At 65.5% G+C, this 20229-nt stretch carries 19 protein-coding genes; 16 read left to right on the top strand and 3 right to left on the bottom strand.

All coding sequences use genetic code 11. The features are described from left to right. The first annotated feature begins 281 nt into the window (after positions 1-281). The 10 genes from HUN08_RS17760 (at position 282) to HUN08_RS18480 (ending at position 10081) form a co-directional block, all read left to right on the top strand. The gene (locus HUN08_RS17760; protein WP_124247546.1) at positions 282-980 is read left to right on the top strand and encodes a hypothetical protein; all 699 of its coding nucleotides are present in this window, start codon (positions 282-284) and stop codon (positions 978-980) included. Then, the gene (locus tag HUN08_RS17755; RefSeq protein ID WP_124247547.1) at positions 959-2020 is read left to right on the top strand and encodes a hypothetical protein; all 1062 of its coding nucleotides are present in this window, start codon (positions 959-961) and stop codon (positions 2018-2020) included. The genes HUN08_RS17760 and HUN08_RS17755 overlap by 22 nt, the downstream gene beginning before the upstream one ends. A 35-nt stretch (positions 2021-2055) precedes the next feature. Continuing rightward, complete coding sequence (locus HUN08_RS17750) at positions 2056-2493, top strand: hypothetical protein (protein WP_124247548.1); 438 nt, start codon at positions 2056-2058, stop codon at positions 2491-2493. A gap of 58 nt (positions 2494-2551) precedes the next feature. Continuing rightward, a complete protein-coding gene (locus tag HUN08_RS17745) occupies positions 2552-3304 on the top strand; it encodes a hypothetical protein (RefSeq protein ID WP_124247549.1) in 753 nt (250 codons plus the stop codon). Between the two features lie 32 nt (positions 3305-3336). Continuing rightward, positions 3337-3774: a hypothetical protein gene (locus tag HUN08_RS17740; protein ID WP_129624313.1), complete on the top strand. Its 438-nt coding sequence runs from the start codon at positions 3337-3339 to the stop codon at positions 3772-3774. A gap of 153 nt (positions 3775-3927) precedes the next feature. Then, positions 3928-4644, top strand: a complete 717-nt coding sequence (locus HUN08_RS17735) for a hypothetical protein (RefSeq protein ID WP_124247551.1) — start codon at positions 3928-3930, stop codon at positions 4642-4644. Positions 4645-5002: 358 nt separating this feature from the next. Next, positions 5003-6535, top strand: coding sequence for a Re/Si-specific NAD(P)(+) transhydrogenase subunit alpha (locus HUN08_RS17730; RefSeq protein WP_124247552.1), 1533 nt, complete (start codon positions 5003-5005; stop codon positions 6533-6535). Between the two features lie 2 nt (positions 6536-6537). Further along, entirely contained in the window at positions 6538-7992 is a 1455-nt protein-coding gene (gene pntB, locus HUN08_RS17725; protein WP_124247553.1) for a Re/Si-specific NAD(P)(+) transhydrogenase subunit beta, read from the top strand. A gap of 166 nt (positions 7993-8158) precedes the next feature. After that, positions 8159-9157, top strand: a complete 999-nt coding sequence (locus HUN08_RS17720; RefSeq protein ID WP_301546794.1) for a YdcF family protein — start codon at positions 8159-8161, stop codon at positions 9155-9157. A gap of 465 nt (positions 9158-9622) precedes the next feature. Continuing rightward, positions 9623-10081, top strand: a complete 459-nt coding sequence (locus tag HUN08_RS18480; protein WP_301546793.1) for a hypothetical protein — start codon at positions 9623-9625, stop codon at positions 10079-10081. A gap of 63 nt (positions 10082-10144) precedes the next feature. Here the strand turns inward: HUN08_RS18480 and HUN08_RS17710 are convergent, their stop codons facing one another. Together HUN08_RS17710 and HUN08_RS17705 are read right to left on the bottom strand one after the other, a co-directional pair. Continuing rightward, entirely contained in the window at positions 10145-10882 is a 738-nt protein-coding gene (locus tag HUN08_RS17710; RefSeq protein WP_124247555.1) for a metallophosphoesterase, read from the bottom strand. A gap of 7 nt (positions 10883-10889) precedes the next feature. After that, complete coding sequence (locus HUN08_RS17705; RefSeq protein ID WP_124247556.1) at positions 10890-13370, bottom strand: ATP-dependent DNA ligase; 2481 nt, start codon at positions 13368-13370, stop codon at positions 10890-10892. A gap of 94 nt (positions 13371-13464) precedes the next feature. On the opposite strand from HUN08_RS17705, the gene HUN08_RS17700 reads away from it, so the two are divergent. The 6 genes from HUN08_RS17700 to HUN08_RS17675 all read left to right on the top strand — a co-directional run bounded on the left by HUN08_RS17700 (position 13465) and on the right by HUN08_RS17675 (position 19817). Next, complete coding sequence (locus tag HUN08_RS17700; protein ID WP_124247557.1) at positions 13465-14364, top strand: Ku protein; 900 nt, start codon at positions 13465-13467, stop codon at positions 14362-14364. 86 nt (positions 14365-14450) lie between these two features. Further along, positions 14451-15932, top strand: a complete 1482-nt coding sequence (locus tag HUN08_RS17695; RefSeq protein ID WP_124247558.1) for an NAD(P)/FAD-dependent oxidoreductase — start codon at positions 14451-14453, stop codon at positions 15930-15932. After that, a complete protein-coding gene (locus HUN08_RS17690; protein ID WP_124247559.1) occupies positions 15925-16392 on the top strand; it encodes a DUF4334 domain-containing protein in 468 nt (155 codons plus the stop codon). Before HUN08_RS17695 ends, HUN08_RS17690 begins: the two co-directional genes overlap by 8 nt. Before the next feature lie 62 nt (positions 16393-16454). Then, on the top strand, positions 16455-17744 hold the full coding sequence (locus tag HUN08_RS17685; protein ID WP_124247560.1) for an alpha-hydroxy-acid oxidizing protein: 1290 nt from the start codon (positions 16455-16457) through the stop codon (positions 17742-17744). A gap of 46 nt (positions 17745-17790) precedes the next feature. Next, positions 17791-18687, top strand: coding sequence for a LysR family transcriptional regulator (locus tag HUN08_RS17680; protein ID WP_124247561.1), 897 nt, complete (start codon positions 17791-17793; stop codon positions 18685-18687). 101 nt (positions 18688-18788) lie between these two features. Beyond that, positions 18789-19817, top strand: a complete 1029-nt coding sequence (locus HUN08_RS17675; RefSeq protein WP_124247562.1) for a YeiH family protein — start codon at positions 18789-18791, stop codon at positions 19815-19817. 10 nt (positions 19818-19827) lie between these two features. On the opposite strand, the gene HUN08_RS17670 is transcribed toward HUN08_RS17675, so the two are convergent. After that, positions 19828-20226: a hypothetical protein gene (locus tag HUN08_RS17670; protein ID WP_124247563.1), complete on the bottom strand. Its 399-nt coding sequence runs from the start codon at positions 20224-20226 to the stop codon at positions 19828-19830. Positions 20227-20229: the final 3 nt, after the last annotated feature.

Raw genomic sequence — 20229 nt, 5'->3', positions numbered from 1 at the left:
GCGAGGATTGTCCTAAAGAAGGATAGCAGCGGTAGCCCACTGATATATCTCGCAAGTACAGCGACGAAGCCGGTGCAAGTATTGCTTCGTTCAGAGCCCTATGGCCTCGATTTCAATACGCTGATGTCCGTGCTCGTGCAATTGCAGATGTGGCATGCCGACGGACGACAGACGTCGCCGGCGACGATCAGGACGATGCTGGCTCTTCATCCAGAGTATCCCTACCCCATCCGCGGAAACTCCGTCGAACTGGCAATCCCCGTACCAGAACCGGAGGCTGTATGAACCTCGTCGAATACCTGGCTGCTCATCCCGAGGTCGTCTCGCAGACGATCACCGAACCGCTGACGTCGGGAGTTGAGGTGACCGGGGTGCCTGCCCAGTGGGTCCGGGTGGACCGGGTCGGCGAAGGTCCGCCGGGTGCAGCGTGGATTGATGCGACAGTGATCGATGACGCCGAAGCGGCAGCTGGCAGCCGGGTCTTTGCGTCGTTGGCGAACGTCTTCGGCTGGGTGCTGACCGGAACGGATCTGTCAGTGACCGAACTTGTCGATGAGGCGGCGGCAACCACCGCGGACACGACTGGATGGGAGGGTCGCGGGTTGGTCGCCCGGGAATCGGGTCCCCGCTTCGCGTCGGTGAGGCAGTTGGGAACGCTTGCGTCGCCGTTCGGACCACTGATCTCCAACGCACAGTCGATGGCAGCACCGCTGTCCGACGACTCGATCGTCCTGGTGCAGTTGATCGTCACCGCCACGCAGAAGTGGTCAGGTGTAGCCAACGCGATCGCGTTGCACCGCGTTCAAGGCGGCGCGACTTCGGGGGCCGAGGCCACTGAATCCCGATCGCCTCAAGGTGCGTCGATCTCGGCGACGGCCGGTGGCGATCCTCCGATCGACGTGGTTGTGTCCTCGAACGTCTCGGCTGCGGAACAGGGTCAACAGATCGAGCAGGACCGATGGCGATGGCTGACGAGATAACTATTGGGGCGATCAGGAAGTGGGATCCGGGCACGATCGGCGATGTATTCGGCCTTTCTAAGAAGGTGGCCGATCATGCCGAGAGCACGTCAATCCAGCTGAAGGGTCTCAGCGCTTTCGAGCACTGGACAGGATCGGCGGCCGAAGAGGCAAACGACGCCGTTCGCCGGACCCGCATTGACCTAGGCCAGTTGTCCGATCACACGTCGAACCTTGCTGACGCTGCGCGTAGGGCAGAACACGAAGTGATCGATGTGAAGGCCGGCCTTCAGAGGCTCATGGACGAAGCCGACAGTTACGGGTTTCAGATCAGCGACGATGACACGATTCGACCCCTTCGACCGAGTCTGGATATGACCGATGCGGAGGAAGCGGACTACAACCGCAAGCTGAACGACCTCAGTGCGCGGATGGGGAGGTTGCTCACTGAGGCGAAGCGGGTGGACCGCGACTTGGCCAACGCAATCAAGGAAGCAGGTGCGCCTAAGTATGGTGCCGCTCGTCGACTCATTGATGACGACGGCCTTGAGGGGGAAGGCGGAGACGCGCTAAAGCATCATCACAGACTGGAGATCCACAGTCCGTCCCTGGGTGGCCACCACGAAGAGCCAGATGGTTCGGAAATTGTGACACCGGGCGTTGGCGGTGGGCGACCGAATCAGGGAGCCGATCGGGGTGATGGTCGTGATAACCTGGGACAGTACGCTCGAGGGAATGACGGTAGAAGCGGCAAGAATGCTGAGAAAGTTGCACTCGACAAGTACGAGTCTCAGAACCCAGGAGTTAAGGTTGTCCGCGATCAGCGACTCGCTCAGATTCCAAACGCCAGAGGCGTATCCCAGAATGGCCGATACTATGACGGTCTGGTGAAGAACTCTGATGGCACATATACCGGAATCGAGGTTAAGAGTGGGACGGCTTCTCTTACGCCTGGTCAGCGGAGTTTCGACGGTGCGGTGAATGGCGGGCAACCAGCGTATGTGAAACTACCTGATGGAACCACTGGAAAGATAGTGCGCGTAAAGATATTGAAGGAATAATGAAACCGACTCATACTCTCGAATACACAGACGGAATGACTGTGACAATGGGGCCGGATCTAGACGTCCGTGATTTAACCCTACCCCTGACTGTCCTCAATGGAGACGACAAGAATCATATCGTGCTCAAACGATTAGTGCGCCCAGCGTGGCCCGGCGAGCTATCGAAGGCCGAGGAGGATGAGTCGGACCAGACCTTCCTTCAAGCTGGTGGATCCGCCGAGGCGATGACTCTAGAAATGCGAGTTGAGTCCAAAGGTGGAGGCTACACGCAGTTTATCGTTGGACTACCCTTTTCTGGTGACCAGCATGGCGCGGAAATGGTGTCGATTGCGGTAGGGAAGTACCGATACGATGTGCTTCCCAATGAAGTCTTCAATGCGAAGCAAGCTGGCGACGTCATGATCTACTACTTCGAGCACGATACCGTCCCGCCGGGATACACGCTTCGCGAGCTGATTCGTACGGTCTAGTAGGGGCTGGGACGACTATTGCGGTCCGACGACCTATCGATCGGCGGTGACTTCGGTTATGAAGGATAAGGCCTTCGATTCCCACTGGGAGGACGCCGCAAGTTGGCGTGCCTTGTGGTGGTACCTCAACTTTTCGTTCGACAACGACGGTCGGTGGCGTGATGATATGCCAATCGGCAGTTTGTTCTCGGCGGCAAGGCGTGAACCGGGTATTGACCCACGCGACATGGATGACGCGGTCTATTCTATTGTCGAACGCCTGATCACTAACGGGTGGATGATCGTTCAAGATTCGGCGCGACGAAAAGGATTTGTCAACATAGATGGTGATGAGCGTTCTCAGTTGTCGGACATCCGCCGGTTCATACAGAATGAAAATCACGATGATGACTACGACTACCGGATCAGCTTCGAAATCACCGACGCTGGCGTTGCGGCCTCCTATAGACGTTGGGAGTATGAAGAGTGGCAGGCTGCCTTCTTCGAGCATTCTCTAGTTCCTATTGAGGACTTCTTCGAGTCGGTGCTGAACAATGGGTCGGGGGTTTTCGCCCGTCACTTCACCGCTCCGTTCGTAGACGAGTGGATTGGTGATGGAGCGATGAGATCCGGATTGATCCAATTAGGAACCGTTGATGAGTCCACCGGTGATTTTGAGCCTCTCGTGGGCAGCGAAGATCAGCTGGTCGAGCGTTTCAAGGACTGTCTCCGGGAACTTCCAAATCTGAAGGATCGTAGGTCAGGTCTATGGCTCAAGGCACTGGGTGCGCCTGATGATCCTCAAACCAATCCAAGGGGTGCTGGAATATGAAACCAACCCACACTCTCGAATACACAGACGGAATGACTGTAACGATGGGGCCAGAACCAGATATCCGCGGACTAACCCATCCCCTTACTGTCCTCAATGGGAAGGACGAGAACCATCTCATACTGACACGACTGGTACGACCGGCCTGGCCGGACGAGTTATCGGAGGCTGAGGAGGATGAGTCGAACGAGACCTTCCTCCAAGCTGGTGGATCCGCCGAGGCCATGACACTAGAAATGCGAGTCGAGTCAGAAGGCGGAGGCTACACGCAGTTTATCGTCGGGCGACCCGTTTCTGGTGACCAGCATGACGCGGAAATGGTGTCGATTGCGGTGGGGAAATACCGCTACGATGTGCTTCCCAATGAAGTCTTCAATGCGAAGCAAGCTGGCGACGTCATGATCTACTACTTCGAGCACGATACCGTTCCATCTGGATATTCGCTTCGTGAGCTCATCCGTTCTGTCTAGTGGCGAAGACACGAAGCAGTTGGACGTTCCGCTTGTCTAGGATCCCGGCTACGGAACAGGGTCAACAGATCGGGCAGGACCGATGGCTGACGAGATAGTTATCGGGTCGATCAGGAAGTGGGATCCGGGCACGATTGCAGAGGTGCTCGGGAAGTGAACGAGGATGCATGGTCCGCGCTGTGGTACATACTTAGCTTCTCCTTCGACGGCAACTGGCGTGACGACATGGCTATCAGCGAGTTCTATCGCGCGGCAACGGAGGAACTAGGCACAGACTTATACGACCCTGAGGGATTTCTGTACCCCATTTTCGAGCGTGTCATCATGAAGGGCTGGATGACGCCCGGGCGATATATCGACGAGACCGGGATTGTACCAATGGGCGGTGACGCGAAATCACAGCTGGCAGATATTCGTGAGTACCTGCGTACTCATTCGCCCAAGCAGTCCGACTATCGGATTAGTTTCGAAATTACTGATGCTGGAATTGCCGCCTCCCGGCGACGCTGGGAATATGAGCTATGGTGGAGTGCATTTTCGGGGCGACCTGTCGCCTCTATCGCAGATTTCTACCAGTCGGTGCTACGCAATGGGGCTGTGAATGTCGACCGCTGGTTTACCGCCGCCGACGTGCTCGATTGGGTTGGCGACCGGGCCATGAGATCGGGCCTGGCCGCGCTAGGAACCGTTGATGAGGACAGCGGCGACTTTCATCCCCTGACAGGGAGCGAAGACCAGCTGGTCGAGCGTTTCAAGGACTACCTACGGGAGCATCCGAATCTGAAGGACCCGGGGTCGGGTCTGTGGTTGCGGTCGCTCGGTGTGCCCGATGACCCCCAGGCCGAGTCCTTGGGTGGCGCTGGAACATGAGGCCGATGCTCGGTGATGGCTGGCCGCAGCAGGCGGCGCCTCGCCAATCAGCTGATACCGGACAATCCACCCAGTGTTCCCGGGGGATTGGACCGTGTGAGGAGCCGTACTGCGTGCAGGAGCAAGTGGGCCCGCGTGTTATGTTTTTCCTCAGTTTGTGACCCACGCGGGCGCCTCGATCGGCTCCGCGCAGCGTGTCGCCTGGTACAGATCGCCGGCTTGCGGTATAGCGCGTCGGCCTTCCCGTGCATGCCCAGCAGGCATGCGGCACCGGGCGGTTCGCGATTGACAACGACGTCAGCAAAGGAAGCAACATGAGTGTTCCACACGCGCGCGTGGCGCCCGAGGAGGCAGTGACATGCTGATCGGTGTTCCACGGGAATCGAAGTCGGGCGAGACTCTCGTCGCGGCGACCGCCAAAACGGTGGCCCAGCTGCAGCAACTCGGGTACGACGTGGTCGTCGAAGCCGGTGCTGGCCAGCGCGCCGAGCAGGCGGACACGGCGTTCAGTGAGGCCGGAGCCCGCATCGGGTCCGCCGACGAGGTGTGGGGCGCCGACGTCGTCGTCAAGGTCAACGCCCCGACCGACGCGGAGATCGCCAGGCTGCGCCGCGGTGCGACCGTCATCTCGATGATGGCGCCCGGTCGCAGTCCCGAGCTGCTCGAGAAGCTGCAGCAGGCCGGTGTCACAGGTCTGGCGATGGACGCGGTGCCGCGCATCTCGCGCGCCCAGTCGATGGACGTCCTCTCCTCGCAGGCCAACGTCGCCGGCTACCGTGCCGTCGTCGAGGCCGCCCACGAGTTCGGCCGGATGTTCACCGGTCAGGTGACCGCGGCGGGCAAGATCCCGCCGGCCCGCGTCTTCGTCGTCGGAGCCGGTGTGGCCGGTCTCGCCGCGATCGGCGCCGCGTCGGCGATGGGCGCCATCGTGCGTGCCTTCGACGTGCGACCGGAGGTCGCCGAGCAGGTCGAGTCGATGGGCGCCGAGTTCGTCAACGTCGACTTCGAGGCGGAGAAGTCCGCCGACGGCTATGCGAAGGAGATGACCGCCGAGCAGGAGGCGGCCACCGCGTCGATGTACGACGAGGAGGCCCGCGCCGCCGACATCGTCATCACCACCGCGTTGATCCCCGGACGCCCCGCGCCCAAGCTGATCACCGCCGAGACCGTCGCCGCCATGCACAACGGCTCCGTCGTCGTCGACATGGCCGCGGCCAACGGCGGCAACGTCGCGGGCACCGTCGCCGACGAGAAGGTCGTCACCGACAACGGCGTCACCATCCTCGGCTACACCGACCTCGCCGGCCGCCTGGCCGCGCAGACGTCGCAGCTGTACGGGACCAACATCGTCAACCTGCTGAAGCTGATCACGCCCGGCAAGGACGGCGAGCTCACGCTCGACATGGACGACGTGGTGCAACGCGGCATCACCGTCACCCGTGACGGCGAGGGCATGTGGCCCCCGCCGCCGGTGCAGGTGTCCGCCGCCCCGCAGGCAGCGGCTGCCGCGCCCGCTCCCGTCGCGGAGCCCAAGGCGCCGATGGCCCCCGCCAAGAAGGTGGCGATCTCGCTCGCCGGGATCCTGCTGTTCGGCGCGCTGATCGCCTTCGCACCGAAGCCGCTGCCCGCGCACTTCACGGTGCTGATGCTGGCCATCGTGATCGGCTACTACGTGATCGGCAACGTGGCGCACGCGCTGCACACGCCCCTGATGTCGGTCACCAACGCCATCTCCGGCGTCGTGGTCGTCGGCGCGCTCTTGCAGCTGGCAACCGACAATCTGACGATCCGGATCCTCGCGACCATCGCGATCCTGGTCGCGTCCATCAACGTCTTCGGTGGCTTCGCGGTGACCCGTCGCATGCTCGCCATGTTCAGCAAGGGGGCGTGATCATGACCGTCGGCGTCATCAACGCAATCACCGGCGCGGCCTACATCATCGCCGCGCTGCTGTTCATCCTCTCGCTGGCCGGGCTGTCCAAGCACGAGACGTCGCGCAGCGGCCTCTCCTACGGAATCATCGGCATGGCGATCGCCCTCGTGGCGACCATCGCCCAGGTGGTCCACCGCCTCGACACGGACGGGATCACCGACAAGTGGATCCCGATCGCGCTGTTGGCCGGAGCCATCGTCATCGGTGCGCTCGTCGGCCTGTGGCGGGCGCGCATCGTCGAGATGACCGGCATGCCCGAACTCATCGCGCTGCTGCACTCGTTCGTCGGCATCGCCGCCGTGCTGATCGGCTGGAACGGCGCGCTGGAGGGCTTTGACCGCACCGGTGTCGCCACCGGCGACGTGCGAACCCTGACCAACGTCCACGAGGCGGAGATCGCCATCGGCATCTTCATCGGTGCGGTTACCTTCACCGGTTCGATCGTGGCGAACCTGAAGCTCTCGGGACGGATGAAGTCCTCGCCGCTGATGCTGCCGGGGAAGAACTTCATCAACGTCGGCTCGCTGGTCGCGTTCGCCGTCTTGACCGGGTTCTACGTCGCACGCGACACCCACGACGACACCACGTCGATGGTGCTGCTGGCCGTCATCACCGCGCTCGCACTGTTCCTCGGCTGGCACCTGGTGGCCTCGATCGGCGGCGGCGACATGCCCGTCGTCGTGTCGATGCTGAACTCGTACTCCGGTTGGGCGGCCGCCGCGTCGGGCTTCCTGCTCAACAACGACTTGCTCATCGTGACCGGTGCGCTCGTCGGCTCGTCGGGTGCGTACCTGAGCTACATCATGTGCAAGGCGATGAACCGGTCGTTCATCTCGGTGATCGCCGGTGGGTTCGGTATCGAGGCTGGACCGGCCGACGACACCGACTACGGCGAGCACCGCGAGATCCAGGCCGACGCCGTAGCCGAGCTGCTCGAAGGCGCGAAGTCCGTCGTCATCACGCCGGGTTACGGCATGGCCGTAGCGCAGGCGCAGTACCCCGTGGCCGACCTGACGTCGAAGCTGCGCGCCAAGGGCGTCGACGTCCGCTTCGGCATCCACCCGGTTGCCGGTCGCCTGCCGGGCCACATGAACGTGTTGCTCGCCGAGGCGAAGGTGCCGTACGACATCGTGATGGAGATGGACGAGATCAACGACGACTTCCCGGAGACGGATGTCGTCCTGGTGATCGGCGCCAACGACACGGTCAACCCTGCGGCTGCGGAGGACCCGGGTTCGCCGATCGCCGGCATGCCCGTCCTCGAGGTGTGGAACGCGCGCGACGTCATCGTGTTCAAGCGATCGATGGCCGCCGGTTACGCCGGCGTTCAGAACCCGCTGTTCTTCCGCGACAACACGCAGATGCTCTTCGGCGACGCCAAGGACCGCGTCGAGGACATCATTTCGTCGCTCTAGTTGGTTTATCGCCAATATCGCCGACGCCCTGGCCCACGTTGATGGGTCGGGGCGTCGGTCTGCTTGTGCCTGCTTCGGAAGCCTGTCGTTGCCGTTCCGATACCGGACTGATCCGGGCCTGTAGCGATCCGCCCGTACTGTTACGCATGTGACTCGTGTGATTAGTGTGAAAAGGCGCTTTCTGGTCGGTACGGCCGCCGTCCTCGTCGCCGGAGGCGGTGGACTGGCGATCGGTGCGTTGCCGAACGGCTCACCGAATGTCGTGCACACCGCCGACGCGGTCGACCCGGCCGGGCTGTACAACAGTGCCCAGAAGAAGTTCGCGGCGCGCGACGTCACCGGTGGACTCACCGACATCACGAGCATGCTGGCGCTCACGGCCAACGATCCCGATGCGCTTGCACTGCAAGCGATCTGGGGCGATCAGCAGTCCGACGCCGCCACCCGCGACCGCGCGCTGCAGAAGCTGACGACCGTCCGCATCACCGCGGCCAACTCGATTCGCGGCCTCATCGAGGGCGTGAATCAAGCCGCCGCCATCGTGCCGTCGACGACGCCGGTCAGCGCCCCGGCGGGTTCGGCGATCGTCATCCTGGGCTACGGCCTGCGCCCCAACGGGTCGATGGCACCCGAACTCGTCAACCGCCTCGAGGCGGGACTGGCGCAGGCGCAGGTTTCGCCGGAGACACCGGTCTTCGTCACCGGTGGCGTCCCCAAGAAGGGGGTGACCGAGGCGGCCGCGATGAAGAAGTGGCTCATCGGCAAGGGGCTCTCCGCGTCGCGTATCACCACCGAGGACAAGTCCACGTCGACGATCTCCAACGCGCAGAACACCACGGAGCTGCTGCGCGCGCGGGGGATCTCGCAGATCGTGCTGGTGACCTCGCCCAACCACATTCGACGCGGAGCCGCCGACTTCGCCGGTGCGGGTACGAAGGTCGCCGCCACGGTGACGACGGCAACCGATTTGAGCCGCTACGCCAAGCCGCTCACCGGTGCGGGCATCGCCGGGATCCGGTACGAGGCCACCCAGGCTGCGAAGATCCCCGTGACCAAGGGTGTCGCCGACATGCTGCCCGACACCGGTCCCGGGATCATCGGCGACATCGCCGATCGGCTGATCAAGGAACTCATGAGCAACGGGTCGAGCAAGCCGACCAAGTAGTAGGCGATTGAGAATTTCCCCCTGCTGACCGGGCGAGGGCAATATTCCCTCGGCCGGCCAGCAAGGGGAAAATCTCAGCAAGCATGGAGCCGATCCGGACCGCTATGCGTCTAAGTAGGTATGAGCGGGGTCTTCACGCGTCCGGAATTGCTGGCCAAGGGGGTTGACGATGCCGACATTCGCCGCCAGGTCAAGGCAGGGGGTTTAACGCGCATCCGTGCTGGTTGGTTTGCCGCACCCTATGCGAGACCTGAGGTCGTCGAGGCCGTGCGACGCGGAGGTGCGCTGAGTTGTGCATCGGCCCTGAAGCTCTATGGCTTCTGGGTCCCCCCGGGCTACCCGCGCACACATGTGCGTGGGCCGAAAGGCGCTCATGGCAGCTTCTGTCGACACCACGGACGTCCGCACCCCGTCCATACGGCGGTCGATCCGATTGCTCTGGCACTCAGCTGTGCGGCGAGGTGCATGAGCAGGGAAGACTTCATCGTCGTCGTGGACTCGGTGCTGAACACCAAGCGGATGACTGTCGAGGACCTGCGTGCGGCAATGGACGGACTGCTCGACGCGAAGGCCGATCGTCTACTCGAGAAGTGTGATCCTAGGTCGCAGTCGGGAACAGAAACCCTCACCCGAGTCCGCCTGCGCGCACGCGGATACAAGGTTCAGGTCCAGCCCGCTCGCCCGAGCGGCGGGCATTCAGATCTCGCCGTTGGCCGCCTGATCATCGAGTGCGATAGCAAGAAGCATCACTTGCTGGACGAGGCCCAGTATGAGCGAGACCGACTACAGGACCGAAAGTCGCTCCTGGCGCACCGTCCGACGTTTCGGCTCACCTACGCAATGGTGATGCACAAGTGGTCGGATGTGCTGGAAGATATCGAGGCCTTCGTCCGGGCCGACAGACACCGTGACCGAAGCTGCTGAGAATCTCCCCCTGCTGACCCACCGAGGGCAATACTCCCTCGGCCGGTCAGGACGGGGAAGATCTCAGCCCGGGATGGCGCGGAAGTGCGTGATCACGCGCCCGTCGTCGTCGATCAGGTGGAAGGCTACGCCGGCCGGCTGGTCGCGGTTGACCACCGCGCTGCCCTCGAACGGCAGATTCAACGTCGACGAGACGCCGGGTGCCAGGCACAGCGGGCGTCCGCGGAACGTCGTGACCGCCCCGCTGTGCGCGTGACCGCAGACCAGCGCCACGATTTCCGGATGGGCGTCGACGAGATCGCCGAGACGCTCCGGCGAGGACTGCATGATCGAGTCCATCATCGGCATGCCCAGCGTCACCGGTGGGTGGTGGAAGGCGACGACGACCTTCCCGTCGGCGTTATCCAGTTCAGTGCGCAGCCAACTCACTGTGACGTCGTCGAGGAAGCCCCGGCGCTCGCCGGGAAGCGAGCTGTCGACGGCGAGCAGCGTGACGTCCCCGACGGTCAGCGCCACATTCACCGGAGACGTCGGGTCGACCTCGGGCCGGAAGACCGCATTGAACGACGGCCGCGCGTCGTGGTTGCCGATGGTGATCAGCGTGGGCAGCGGACTGGTGATGAGCTTGTGCGCCTCCAACATCTCCTCGGGCGCGGCGTGATCGGTGAGGTCGCCGGTCACCAGCAGGGCGTCGATGCCCTCGGCGCGCGAGTTCACGTAGTGCAAGGCCGCCTCGATCCGGGCACGGTTGCGGTGCGTCCCGTTCACGTGCAAATCGGACAGCTGGGCGATGACGAACATCGGTCTCCTACAGGTCGCCGGGCAGCTTGTCGCGCCGGATGCCCCGCCAACTGGGATGGCGGAGGTGGCCACTCGACGTCCAGTCTAGGAACTGCACTTCGCCCACGATTTTCGGCAACACCCAGGTGGCACTGGAGGCGACCGGCGAGTCGAGGGCGTCGAGGAAGGGGCTGCGGCTGATCGTCAACGGTTTCAGTTCTGCCACAAGGGATTTCAGCGCTGCTTCGGTGAATCCGGTGCCCACCCGGCCGACGTATCGCAGTCCCGTGGCCTCCGGGAGTCCGACGAGAAGGGAGCCGATGGTGTTCTCCCGCGAGCCGCGACCGGGGCGCCACCCGCCGACGACCACCTCGATGTCGGACCAGTTCTTGTGCTTGAGCCACGTCTTGCTCCGCCGACCCTGTTGATAGGTCGACGTGCGGCGCTTGGCCACCACGCCCTCGTAGCCGTGTTCGCGGCTGGCGGCGACCGCGGCGGAACCGGGGCCGGGCAGCAGCGGCGGGATCTCGACGTAGGGCGAGCCCCGGAACAGCGGGCCGAGTTCTTCGAGCAGCTGGCGGCGCGACTCCCACGGCGTCGAGAGCAGCGACTTTCCGCCGAGCGCGAGGATGTCGAACAGGAACAGTTTGAGCCGGTACGGCTCGGTGGCGTTGCGCCGCGAACTCAGCAGGGTGAAGTTGGTCCGCCCCGACGGGTCGAGGGCGACGACCTCCCCGTCGAGCACGACGTCGAGCAGCCCGAGATCGGCTGCCATGGCGCCGAGCTCGGGGAAATCCTCGGTCATGTCGATTCCCGAGCGCGACGTGAGGCGCAGCTTCCCGTCGGCGTAGCGGACGATGAGGCGGTACCCGTCCCATTTGCCCTCGAAGGCCCAGCTGTCGTCGAGCTGCTCGATGTTCTCGTCGGTGGCCAGCATCGGGCGCGGATCGCGCAGGGAATCGGGGAGCAGCGGGCGCGGCTCGTCGGCCATCAGGTGGACCAGCCAGTTCTTGTCGTCGTCCCCCTTGCCGGTGCGGATCAGCACATAGCGGCCCTGCACCCGGCTGCCGCGGAGTACGACGATGATCTCGTCGGCCCGCCACTTCTCGACGGTGAACGTCCCGGTGTCCCAGATCTCGACGTGCCCGCCGCCGTACTCGCCCTTCGGGATGTCGCCGGCGAAATCCGCGTACTCCAGCGGGTGATCCTCGGTCTGGATGGCGAGCCGGTTCTGCGTCGGATCGTCGGGCAGGTTCTTGGGCACCGCCCAACTCACCAGCACCCCGTCGTGCTCCAGCCGGAAGTCGTAGTGCAGGCGCCGGGCGTGGTGCTCTTGGATCACGAAGATCGGGCCCTCGCGCGGGGTCTCGGATTCGGATTCGTCGGGTTCGGGTTCGGGTTCGGGTTCGTCGACAGGGGTGGCTGCTTCGTCGTCGGTGACGCCTGGTTCTGGGGTCTTGCCGGGTCGGCGCTTTCGGCGGTACTCGCCGAGATTGACGACGGTGGTCGCGGTGGGATCGTCGGCTTCCGAGGTCTCGATACGGTTCCTCGCCTTGCGGCGGTCTCGATACGGTTCCTCGCCTTGCGGCTCGGATCCACCGCCGGATCGAGTGACCGCGACGGAGGAGCGGTCGTATCGAGATCTCGACCACCCCGGATCGAGGCCGGCGAGGAGGTCGCCGTCGGCCTCGGCGCGCTCGAGGACCTCGTCGAAGGTCAATTGGCGCAGGTCGGGATCGGCGAGCTCGGACCAGGAGCGCGGGGCCGCGGCCCACGGACGTTCGCGACCGCGCAGCGAGTACGGGGCCAGCGTGGTCTTCGAGGCGCTGTTCTGGCTCCAGTCGAGGAAGACCCGCTCGTCGCGCACGGACTTGGTCATCGTCGCCGTGATGAAATCCGGGTGCGCGGCGGCGAGACCGTCGGCCAATTCGTGCGCGACCGTGCGCGCGGAGTTCGGCGACACAGGCGGGTCGATGCGCGCATAGACGTGGATCCCCTTGCCGCCGCTGGTGACCGGCCAGCAGCGCAGCCCGGCGTCGGCGAGGACATCGCGGATGAGCAGCGCCACCTGCGCGCACTGGTGCAACGGCACCCGCGGGCCGGGGTCGAGGTCGAAGACGATGCGGTTCGCGAGGTCGTCCGACGTGCGCCACTGCGGCACGTGGAGTTCGAGCGCGGCCATCTGTGCCAGCCACACGAGGTCGGCGCGGCCGGTGACGACCGGATAGACGATGGCCCGCTTGCTGTGGCCGACGGTGTGCCGGGACAGCCACTCCGGGGCCCCGGCCGGCATGTTCTTCTCGAAGAAGGGCGCGGCATCGACGCCCGACGGCCAGCGCTTGCGCGTGACGATGCGGTCGGACAGGTGCGGGAGCATGAAATCGGCGATCCGCGTGTAGTAGTCGATCACGTCGAACTTGCGGGTGCCCGTCGCCGGATAGAGGACTTTGTCGAGGTTCGTGACGCTGATCGAATGGCCGTCGACCTCGAGGACCCCGCCGCTGCTCACCCCGGCACCCCTTCGCGTCGACGCCTATTCGTCATTCTCCCCGTCCATTCTCGCAACCCACAGGTTTTCCCGCCGACAATGGCACAATTGGCCCATGCGCTCCATTTGGAACGGCGACCTGAGTTTTGGCCTGGTGAACGTGCCCGTCAAGGCGTATTCGGCGACGGAGAGCCACGACCGCAAATCCCATCAGGTCGATTCCAAGGACGGCACCCGGATCCGCTACAAGCGGGTGCGCGAGGGGACCGACACCGAGGTGGAGTTCGCCGACATCGCCAACGCGTACGAATCGGATTCCGGTGAGACCGTCGTCCTCACCAAGGAGGATCTCAAGACCCTGCCGGTGACCCGGAGCCCGGAGATCTCGATCCTCGAATTCGTCCCCGCCGACCAGGTCGATCCGATCTACTTCGACAAGCCGTACTACCTCGAACCGTCGTCGAAGTCGCCGAAGGCGTACGTGCTCTTGGCGAAGGCGCTGGAGTCCACCGACCGCCTCGCCATCGCGAACTTCACCCTGCGCAACCGCACCCGCCTGGCCGCGCTGCGCGTCGTCGACGGGGTGATGACGCTGCAAACGCTGCTGTGGCCCGACGAGGTGCGCAAGCCGGACTTCGACTTCCTCGGATCCGACGTGGAGGTGCGCGACCAGGAACTCGAGATGGCCAAGTCGCTGATCGAGACGATGGCCAACGATTTCGACCCGGACGACTACTCCGACACCTACACCGAGGAACTCGGCAAGCTGATCGAGTCGAAGGCCGGCGGGACGTCGGCCTTCGCCGACGACGAGCCGGCGCGGCCGGAAGCGGAGGACAGCGAGGTGGCCGACCTGCTGGCCGCGCTGCGCGCGTCGGTCAAGGATCGGGCCGGATCGGCGCCGGCGGCGAAGAAGACCGCGGCGAAGGACGCGCCGGCGAAGAAGGCACCGGCCAAGAAGGCGACCGCCAAGAAGGCCCCGGCCAAGAAAGCGGCGGCGAAGAAGGCGGGCTAGCTCGTCGACACCGGGCCGTGTGACAATGGGGATTGTCACATAGGTCTAGGATGGACTGAATTTCCCCGAACTAGGAGAACGCAATCATGGCTGCCACGACCACCGACGTCCTCGACGTCCTCATCGTCGGCGCGGGCCTGTCGGGTATCGACAGCGCCTACCGTCTCACCGAGCGCAACCCGGACCTGAAGTACACGGTCCTCGAGCAGCGCGACCAGATCGGCGGCACCTGGGACCTGTTCCGCTACCCGGGCGTGCGCAGCGACTCCGACATCTTCACCCTCAGCTTCCCCTGGTACCCGTGGAAGGGGAACCGCACCTTCGCGCAGGGCGACGAGATCCGCGAATACCTGCAGAGCGCCGCCGCCCACTTCGGCATCGACAAGCACATCGACTTCGGCGTCAAGGTCATCACGGCCGACTTCGACACCACGACCGACCTGTGGACCGTGCAGACCGAGGTCGGCGGCAAGAAGCGCACCTACGTCTCCCGGTTCCTCTACATCTGTGCCGGCTACTACCGCTACGACCGCGGCTACAACCCGGAGTTCCCGGAGATCGACAAGTTCAAGGGCCAGGTCGTCCACCCGCAGTTCTGGCCGGAGGACCTCGACTACAAGGGCAAGAAGGTCGTCGTGATCGGCTCCGGCGCCACCGCGGTGACGCTGATCCCGTCGATGGCCGACGACGTCGAGAAGATCACCATGCTGCAGCGCTCGCCGACGTACATGATGCCGGCGCCGTCGACGGACCCGATGACCACGCTGGTGCTCAAGGCGATGCCCGGCAAGGCCGGCCACCGCATCATCGCCACGCGCAATGCCATGATCACCTTCGGGCAGTACCAGTTCGCCCGCCGCTTCCCGAAGCTGGCTCGGCGCACGATGCGCCGACTGGCGATGGCGCAGTTGCCCAAGGGCTACCCCGTCGACGTCGATTTCAAGCCGCGCTACGAGCCGTGGGACCAGCGCCTGTGCATCATCCCCGGCGGTGACCTGTACCGGTCGATCAAGCAGGGCAAGGCCGAGGTCGTCACCGACCAGATCGAGAAGTTCGACGAGACCGGCATCGTGTTGAAGTCCGGCAAGCACCTCGACGCGGACATCGTCGTCACCGCGACCGGGCTGGAGATCGTCGCGATGGGCGGTGCGACGCTGTCGGTCGACGGCGCGGAGCAGAAGCCCGGCGACCACTACGCCTACCGCGGCTACATGCTGAACGACGTGCCGAACCTGGCGTGGGCCGTCGGCTACACCAACGCGTCGTGGACGCTGCGCGTCGACCTCACCGCGCAGGCCGTCGCCAAACTCATCCAGCACATGCGGAACAAGGGCTACACCCACGCCTTCCCGACGACCGGCGGCGAGATCATGGAGGATGCGCCGTTGCTGGAGTTGGACTCCGGCTACGTGCAGCGCGCGGCGGGCAACCTGCCCAAGGCGTCGAAGACGCAGCCGTGGGTGGTCCGCCACAACCTGGTGCTCGACGCCTACGACGCGCGGCGCTACGACATCACCGAGGGCATGGTCTTCGGCACCGTCGACGAGAAGACCGCCGTCGGTGCCTGACGTCGATGCCGCGGGTCAGGTCCTGGCCCACATCGCCTCGGGCGAGGTCAACCCGCCCGAGGCGCTCGACGAGCTGTGGGCCCAGCTGCCCACCGTCCGCATCGAGGAGATCCTCGGGTCGTGGCGCGGCGGCGAGCTGCCCACCGGGCATCCGATGGATGGGCAGCTCGAACAGGTCGGTTGGTACGGCAAGAACTTCATCTCGCCCACCGACGTGCAGCCGCTGGTGTGCCGGGGCGCCGACGGGCAGCTGTACTCCAACAAGGAGTTGGGGCACGGCGAGGCGAGCCTCTGGCATGTCGAATTCCGCGGCGAGGTCACCGCGTCGATGGTCTACGACGGACAGGCGGTCATCGACCACTTCAAGCGGGTCGACGACCAGACGCTGATGGGCATCATGAACGGCAAGTCGTCGCTGGTCCGCGACCGCCACTTCTACTTCTATCTGGTCCGCGACTGATTTCGGAACACAGTCTTCACCGACTGAGGCGTCCGGGCCGTTGGCCTGGATAGGCTGGGCGCGTGGATCAGGGATACGGCCGGGAACGCCAGAACGTCATCTATCGGGCCGGGGTCGGCGGCGGCCGGCCGACCGTGCCGACCGATTTCGCCGAACTGGAGCGCCGCGCCCACCGGGCCATGTCGGAACGGGCCTGGGCCTACGTCGCCGGGGGTGCCGGCGAGGGGGCGACGATGCGGGCGAACCGGGCCGCGCTGGAGCGCTGGGCGATCGTGCCGCGGGTCCTGCGCGACGTCTCGCAGCGGAGCCTGGCCACCGAACTGTTCGGCGCTTCGCTGCCCGCACCGGTGCTGGTCTCCCCGGTGGGCGCCGGTGGACTCGTCACCCGCAACGCCGACGTGGCGATCGGCCGTGCGGCCGCCGCCCTCGGGCTGCCGTACATCCTGAGCAACCAGGGCAGCGCGTCGATGGAGGACGTGGCCGCCGGGATGGACGCCGTCGCGCCCGGTTCCCCGCGCTGGTTCCAGCTGTACTGGTCGGTCGACGAGGATCTGGTCGACAGCTTCCTGGCCCGCGCCAAGGCGATGGGTGCCGGGGCGATCGCGGTCACCCTCGACACGACGATGCTCGGGTGGCGCCCGCAGGACCTGAACATCGGATCGCTGCCCTTCGCGCGCGGGGAGGGCATCGCCCAGTACACCCGTGACGAGCGGTTCCGAGCCATCGTCGACGAGCGGGTGCGGAATCCGGATCCCGAAGCGGAGTCGCCGAAACCGTCGGTGGGTGCGATCAAGACGCTGGTCTCGATCGCGCGCAACGCCCCGGGCAGTTGGTGGCGCAACCTCGTCGACAAACATCCGCGCGCCGCGGTGGAGACCTTCCTCGGGACCTACTCGCGCCCGAGCCTGTCCTGGACCGACATCGAGGGGCTGCGCGCCCGCACCGATCTGCCGATCGTCCTCAAGGGGGTGCTGCACCCCGATGACGCGCGCCAGGCGGTCGACGTGGGCGTCGACGGGATCATCGTCTCCAACCACGGCGGACGCCAGGTCGACGGCGCGATCGGTTCCGTCGACGCCCTCGTCGACGTCGTCGACGCGGTGTCCGGGCGCATCAAGGTACTCGTCGACTCCGGCATCTACACCGGCTCCGACGTGTTCAAAGCCCTCGCGCTGGGCGCCGACGCGGCCTGCATCGGCCGTCCCCACATGTACGGATTGGCGATCGCCGGGGAGGCGGGCGCCCGCGACGTGCTGGCCAACATCGTCGCCGAACTCGACCTCACGCTGGGACTGTCCGGCCACACCGATGTCGCGGCGTTGGACCGAGACGTGCTCAAGCGGATCGGATAGCGCGGCGCGGCGACGGTAAGGGGTCTCGGGTGAAGCTGGCGAAGCGGTGAGCGGGAGTGCCCGGCCGTCGCTCGACGACCTCGACCTATTGGTCGCGGTCGCCGAGAAGGGCAGCATCGGCGCCGTCGCGCAGGAACGGCGGCTCTCGCAGCCGCAGCTGAGCCGACGGCTCAGCGCCCTCGAGCGACGCCTGGGCACGCGGCTGCTCGAGCGGTCGACGCGGGGAAGCGAGCTGACCGCCACCGGGCAGGTCGTCGTCGACTGGGCGGTGCCGCTACTCGCCGCGGCCGACGAGTTCTCCCGCTCGGTCCAGGCGCTGAACGAGGCGGCGGCCTCGGACCTGTCGGTCGCGGTCAGCATGACGATCGCCGAATATCTCGCGCCGTCCTGGCTGGGACGGTTGCACGTCAGCAACCCGCACGTACACGTGTCGATCCGGGTGGAGAACTCCCGGCGGGTGATCGAACTCGTCGAGGCCGGCGACTACGAACTGGGGTTTGTCGAGACCCCCGCGGTCCCCGCCGAGTTGGCGCACCGCCGAGTCGGCCGCGATCGGCTCATGATCGCCGTGGCCCCGACCCACGAGTGGGCGACGCGCTCCGGGCCGGTGCCGGTCACCGAGCTGGCCGAGACCGAACTGCTCGTGCGGGAATCCGGCTCGGGTACCAGATTCACCCTGGACCGCGCCCTACAGCGCCACGGGCTGTCACTGCGCGAAGGGATGGTCGTGGCCTCCAACACCGCGCTGCGGGCGGCGGCCACCGCCGGAGTCGGGCCGATCGTGCTCTCCAGCCTGGCCCTGACCGAGGACGTCGCCGCCGGACGCCTGCGCGACGTCGAGGTGGCGGGGTTGGATCTGCAGCGGCCGTTCACCGCGGTGTGGCGGCCCGAACGCGCGTTGAGCGACCCGGCGCGGGCGCTGCTGGACGTCGTCGGCGGGTAGTCGCCGGTCATTTCCCGAACGGTCGGGTCATGCGCCGCGCGCATGACCCGATGTCGAGATCGTGGCTACCGGAGTCCGCCGGCCGACGCGACGCTTGATGCATGGCAATCCTCGAGCGCACGCGTGGCCAGTCGAACCCGGCGGTGCTGCTGCACCACGAGTCGCTTCCCGGGATCGTGTTCGTCGCCCTCGGTGCGGCCGTCTCCTTCTTCGCCCACCGACTGGTTCCCGGTGTCGGGGTGCTGACCTGGGCGGTCCTGCTGGGTGCGGTCGCGGCCAACGTCGGCGCCTACCCGCAGGTTTGCCGGCCGGGAGTGCAGGTGGCGACCAAGCGGGTGCTGCGCATCGGCGTCGTCCTGTTGGGCCTATCCCTCTCGGTGGGGGCCGTCGCGCATCTCGGGGTCCCGGTGATCGGGTTGGTCGTGGTCACCCTGGTCACCACGCTGGGGGTGACCTACTACGTCGGCGGACGACTGCGGATGGGTGCGCCGCGCCGGTTGCTGATCGCCACCGGATTCGCGATCTGCGGCGGATCGGCCATCGCGGCGATGGAGGAGACCGCGGGCGCCGACGAGGACGACGTGGCCACGGCGATCGCCATGGTGACGCTGTGCGGGACGGTGCTGATGGTGGCGATGCCGTTGCTGCACCACCCGCTGGGCCTGTCCGCGACCCAATACGGCATCTGGACCGGGGCGAGCGTGCAAGAGGTCGGGCAGGTCGTCGGAGCCGCCAGTTCGGCGGGTGCCGCGGCAGTCGGAGTGGCGGTCGTGGTGAAGCTGACCCGCGTGCTGATGCTGGGACCGGTCGTCGCCGTCGTCGGGATGCTGCAGCGGCGGAGGCCGGCGGAAACCTCCGCGGCCGTCGCCCGGCCGCCCATCGTCCCGCTGTTCGTAGTCGGGTTCATCGTCTGCGTCGCCCTGCGCAGCATCGGTGCCGTCCCGACGTCGTGGCTGGGGCCGTTGGGGACGGTGCAGAACCTGGCCTTGGCCGCGGCGCTGTTCGGGATGGGCACCGCCGTCCACCTGCGGTCCCTGATGCGCAGCGCCGGACCGGCCGTCGTATTGGCCGTCTTCGCGACCTTGCTGGTGGCCGGGGTCGCCCTGCTCGGTGTCTACGCCGTCGCGTAGTACCCGGCGATCAGCGTCGGATCAGGCGATCGCGGAGCAGCGTGCCGAAGACCATGCGATCGGTGCGGTAGCCGTAGCCGGTGCGGCGGAAGTGGTCCGCCGGGTAGAGCGGGTTGGTCGCGATCCATCCGCCGTCGCGGGTCGGGCGGATGCGGAAGACGTTGGTGGCCTTCTCCTCCGACGCGGGGTAGTCGATGGTGAGGGTGTTCCCGCTGACCGCCGCCGTGAAGCGTTTCTTGCCGATCTGCGGCCGGACGATCCAGAGATGCGGGGCGTCGAGGACGATGCTCTCTTTGACGTACCAATAGCGGCCGTTGGCGATGTCGGCACCGGAAACCGGCGCGCCGATCGTCGACCCGGAGACCGCAAGGGACGCTGCGACCAGCAGCGAAGCGCACCAACGTGGCATGGC

It is taken from the genome of Gordonia sp. X0973 (assembly GCF_013348785.1).
Taxonomy (GTDB): domain Bacteria; phylum Actinomycetota; class Actinomycetes; order Mycobacteriales; family Mycobacteriaceae; genus Gordonia.
The sequence above is the reverse complement of the archived record's forward strand: the minus strand, read 5'-3'. Positions and strand labels throughout refer to the sequence as shown.

Bases quoted from the DNA above. Each gene is read 5' to 3' on its own strand.
- HUN08_RS17760 (WP_124247546.1), top strand. From the start codon at position 282: ATGAACCTCGTCGAATACCTGGCTGCTCATCCCGAGGTCGTCTCGCAG.
- HUN08_RS17755 (WP_124247547.1), top strand. From the start codon at position 959: ATGGCGATGGCTGACGAGATAACTATTGGGGCGATCAGGAAGTGGGAT.
- HUN08_RS17750 (WP_124247548.1), top strand. From the start codon at position 2,056: ATGACTGTGACAATGGGGCCGGATCTAGACGTCCGTGATTTAACCCTA.
- HUN08_RS17745 (WP_124247549.1), top strand. From the start codon at position 2,552: ATGAAGGATAAGGCCTTCGATTCCCACTGGGAGGACGCCGCAAGTTGG.
- HUN08_RS17740 (WP_129624313.1), top strand. From the start codon at position 3,337: ATGACTGTAACGATGGGGCCAGAACCAGATATCCGCGGACTAACCCAT.
- HUN08_RS17730 (WP_124247552.1), top strand. From the start codon at position 5,003: ATGCTGATCGGTGTTCCACGGGAATCGAAGTCGGGCGAGACTCTCGTC.
- pntB (WP_124247553.1), top strand. From the start codon at position 6,538: ATGACCGTCGGCGTCATCAACGCAATCACCGGCGCGGCCTACATCATC.
- HUN08_RS18480 (WP_301546793.1), top strand. From the start codon at position 9,623: ATGAGCAGGGAAGACTTCATCGTCGTCGTGGACTCGGTGCTGAACACC.
- HUN08_RS17710 (WP_124247555.1), bottom strand. From the start codon at position 10,882: ATGTTCGTCATCGCCCAGCTGTCCGATTTGCACGTGAACGGGACGCAC.
- HUN08_RS17700 (WP_124247557.1), top strand. From the start codon at position 13,465: ATGCGCTCCATTTGGAACGGCGACCTGAGTTTTGGCCTGGTGAACGTG.
- HUN08_RS17695 (WP_124247558.1), top strand. From the start codon at position 14,451: ATGGCTGCCACGACCACCGACGTCCTCGACGTCCTCATCGTCGGCGCG.
- HUN08_RS17675 (WP_124247562.1), top strand. From the start codon at position 18,789: ATGGCAATCCTCGAGCGCACGCGTGGCCAGTCGAACCCGGCGGTGCTG.
- HUN08_RS17670 (WP_124247563.1), bottom strand. From the start codon at position 20,226: ATGCCACGTTGGTGCGCTTCGCTGCTGGTCGCAGCGTCCCTTGCGGTC.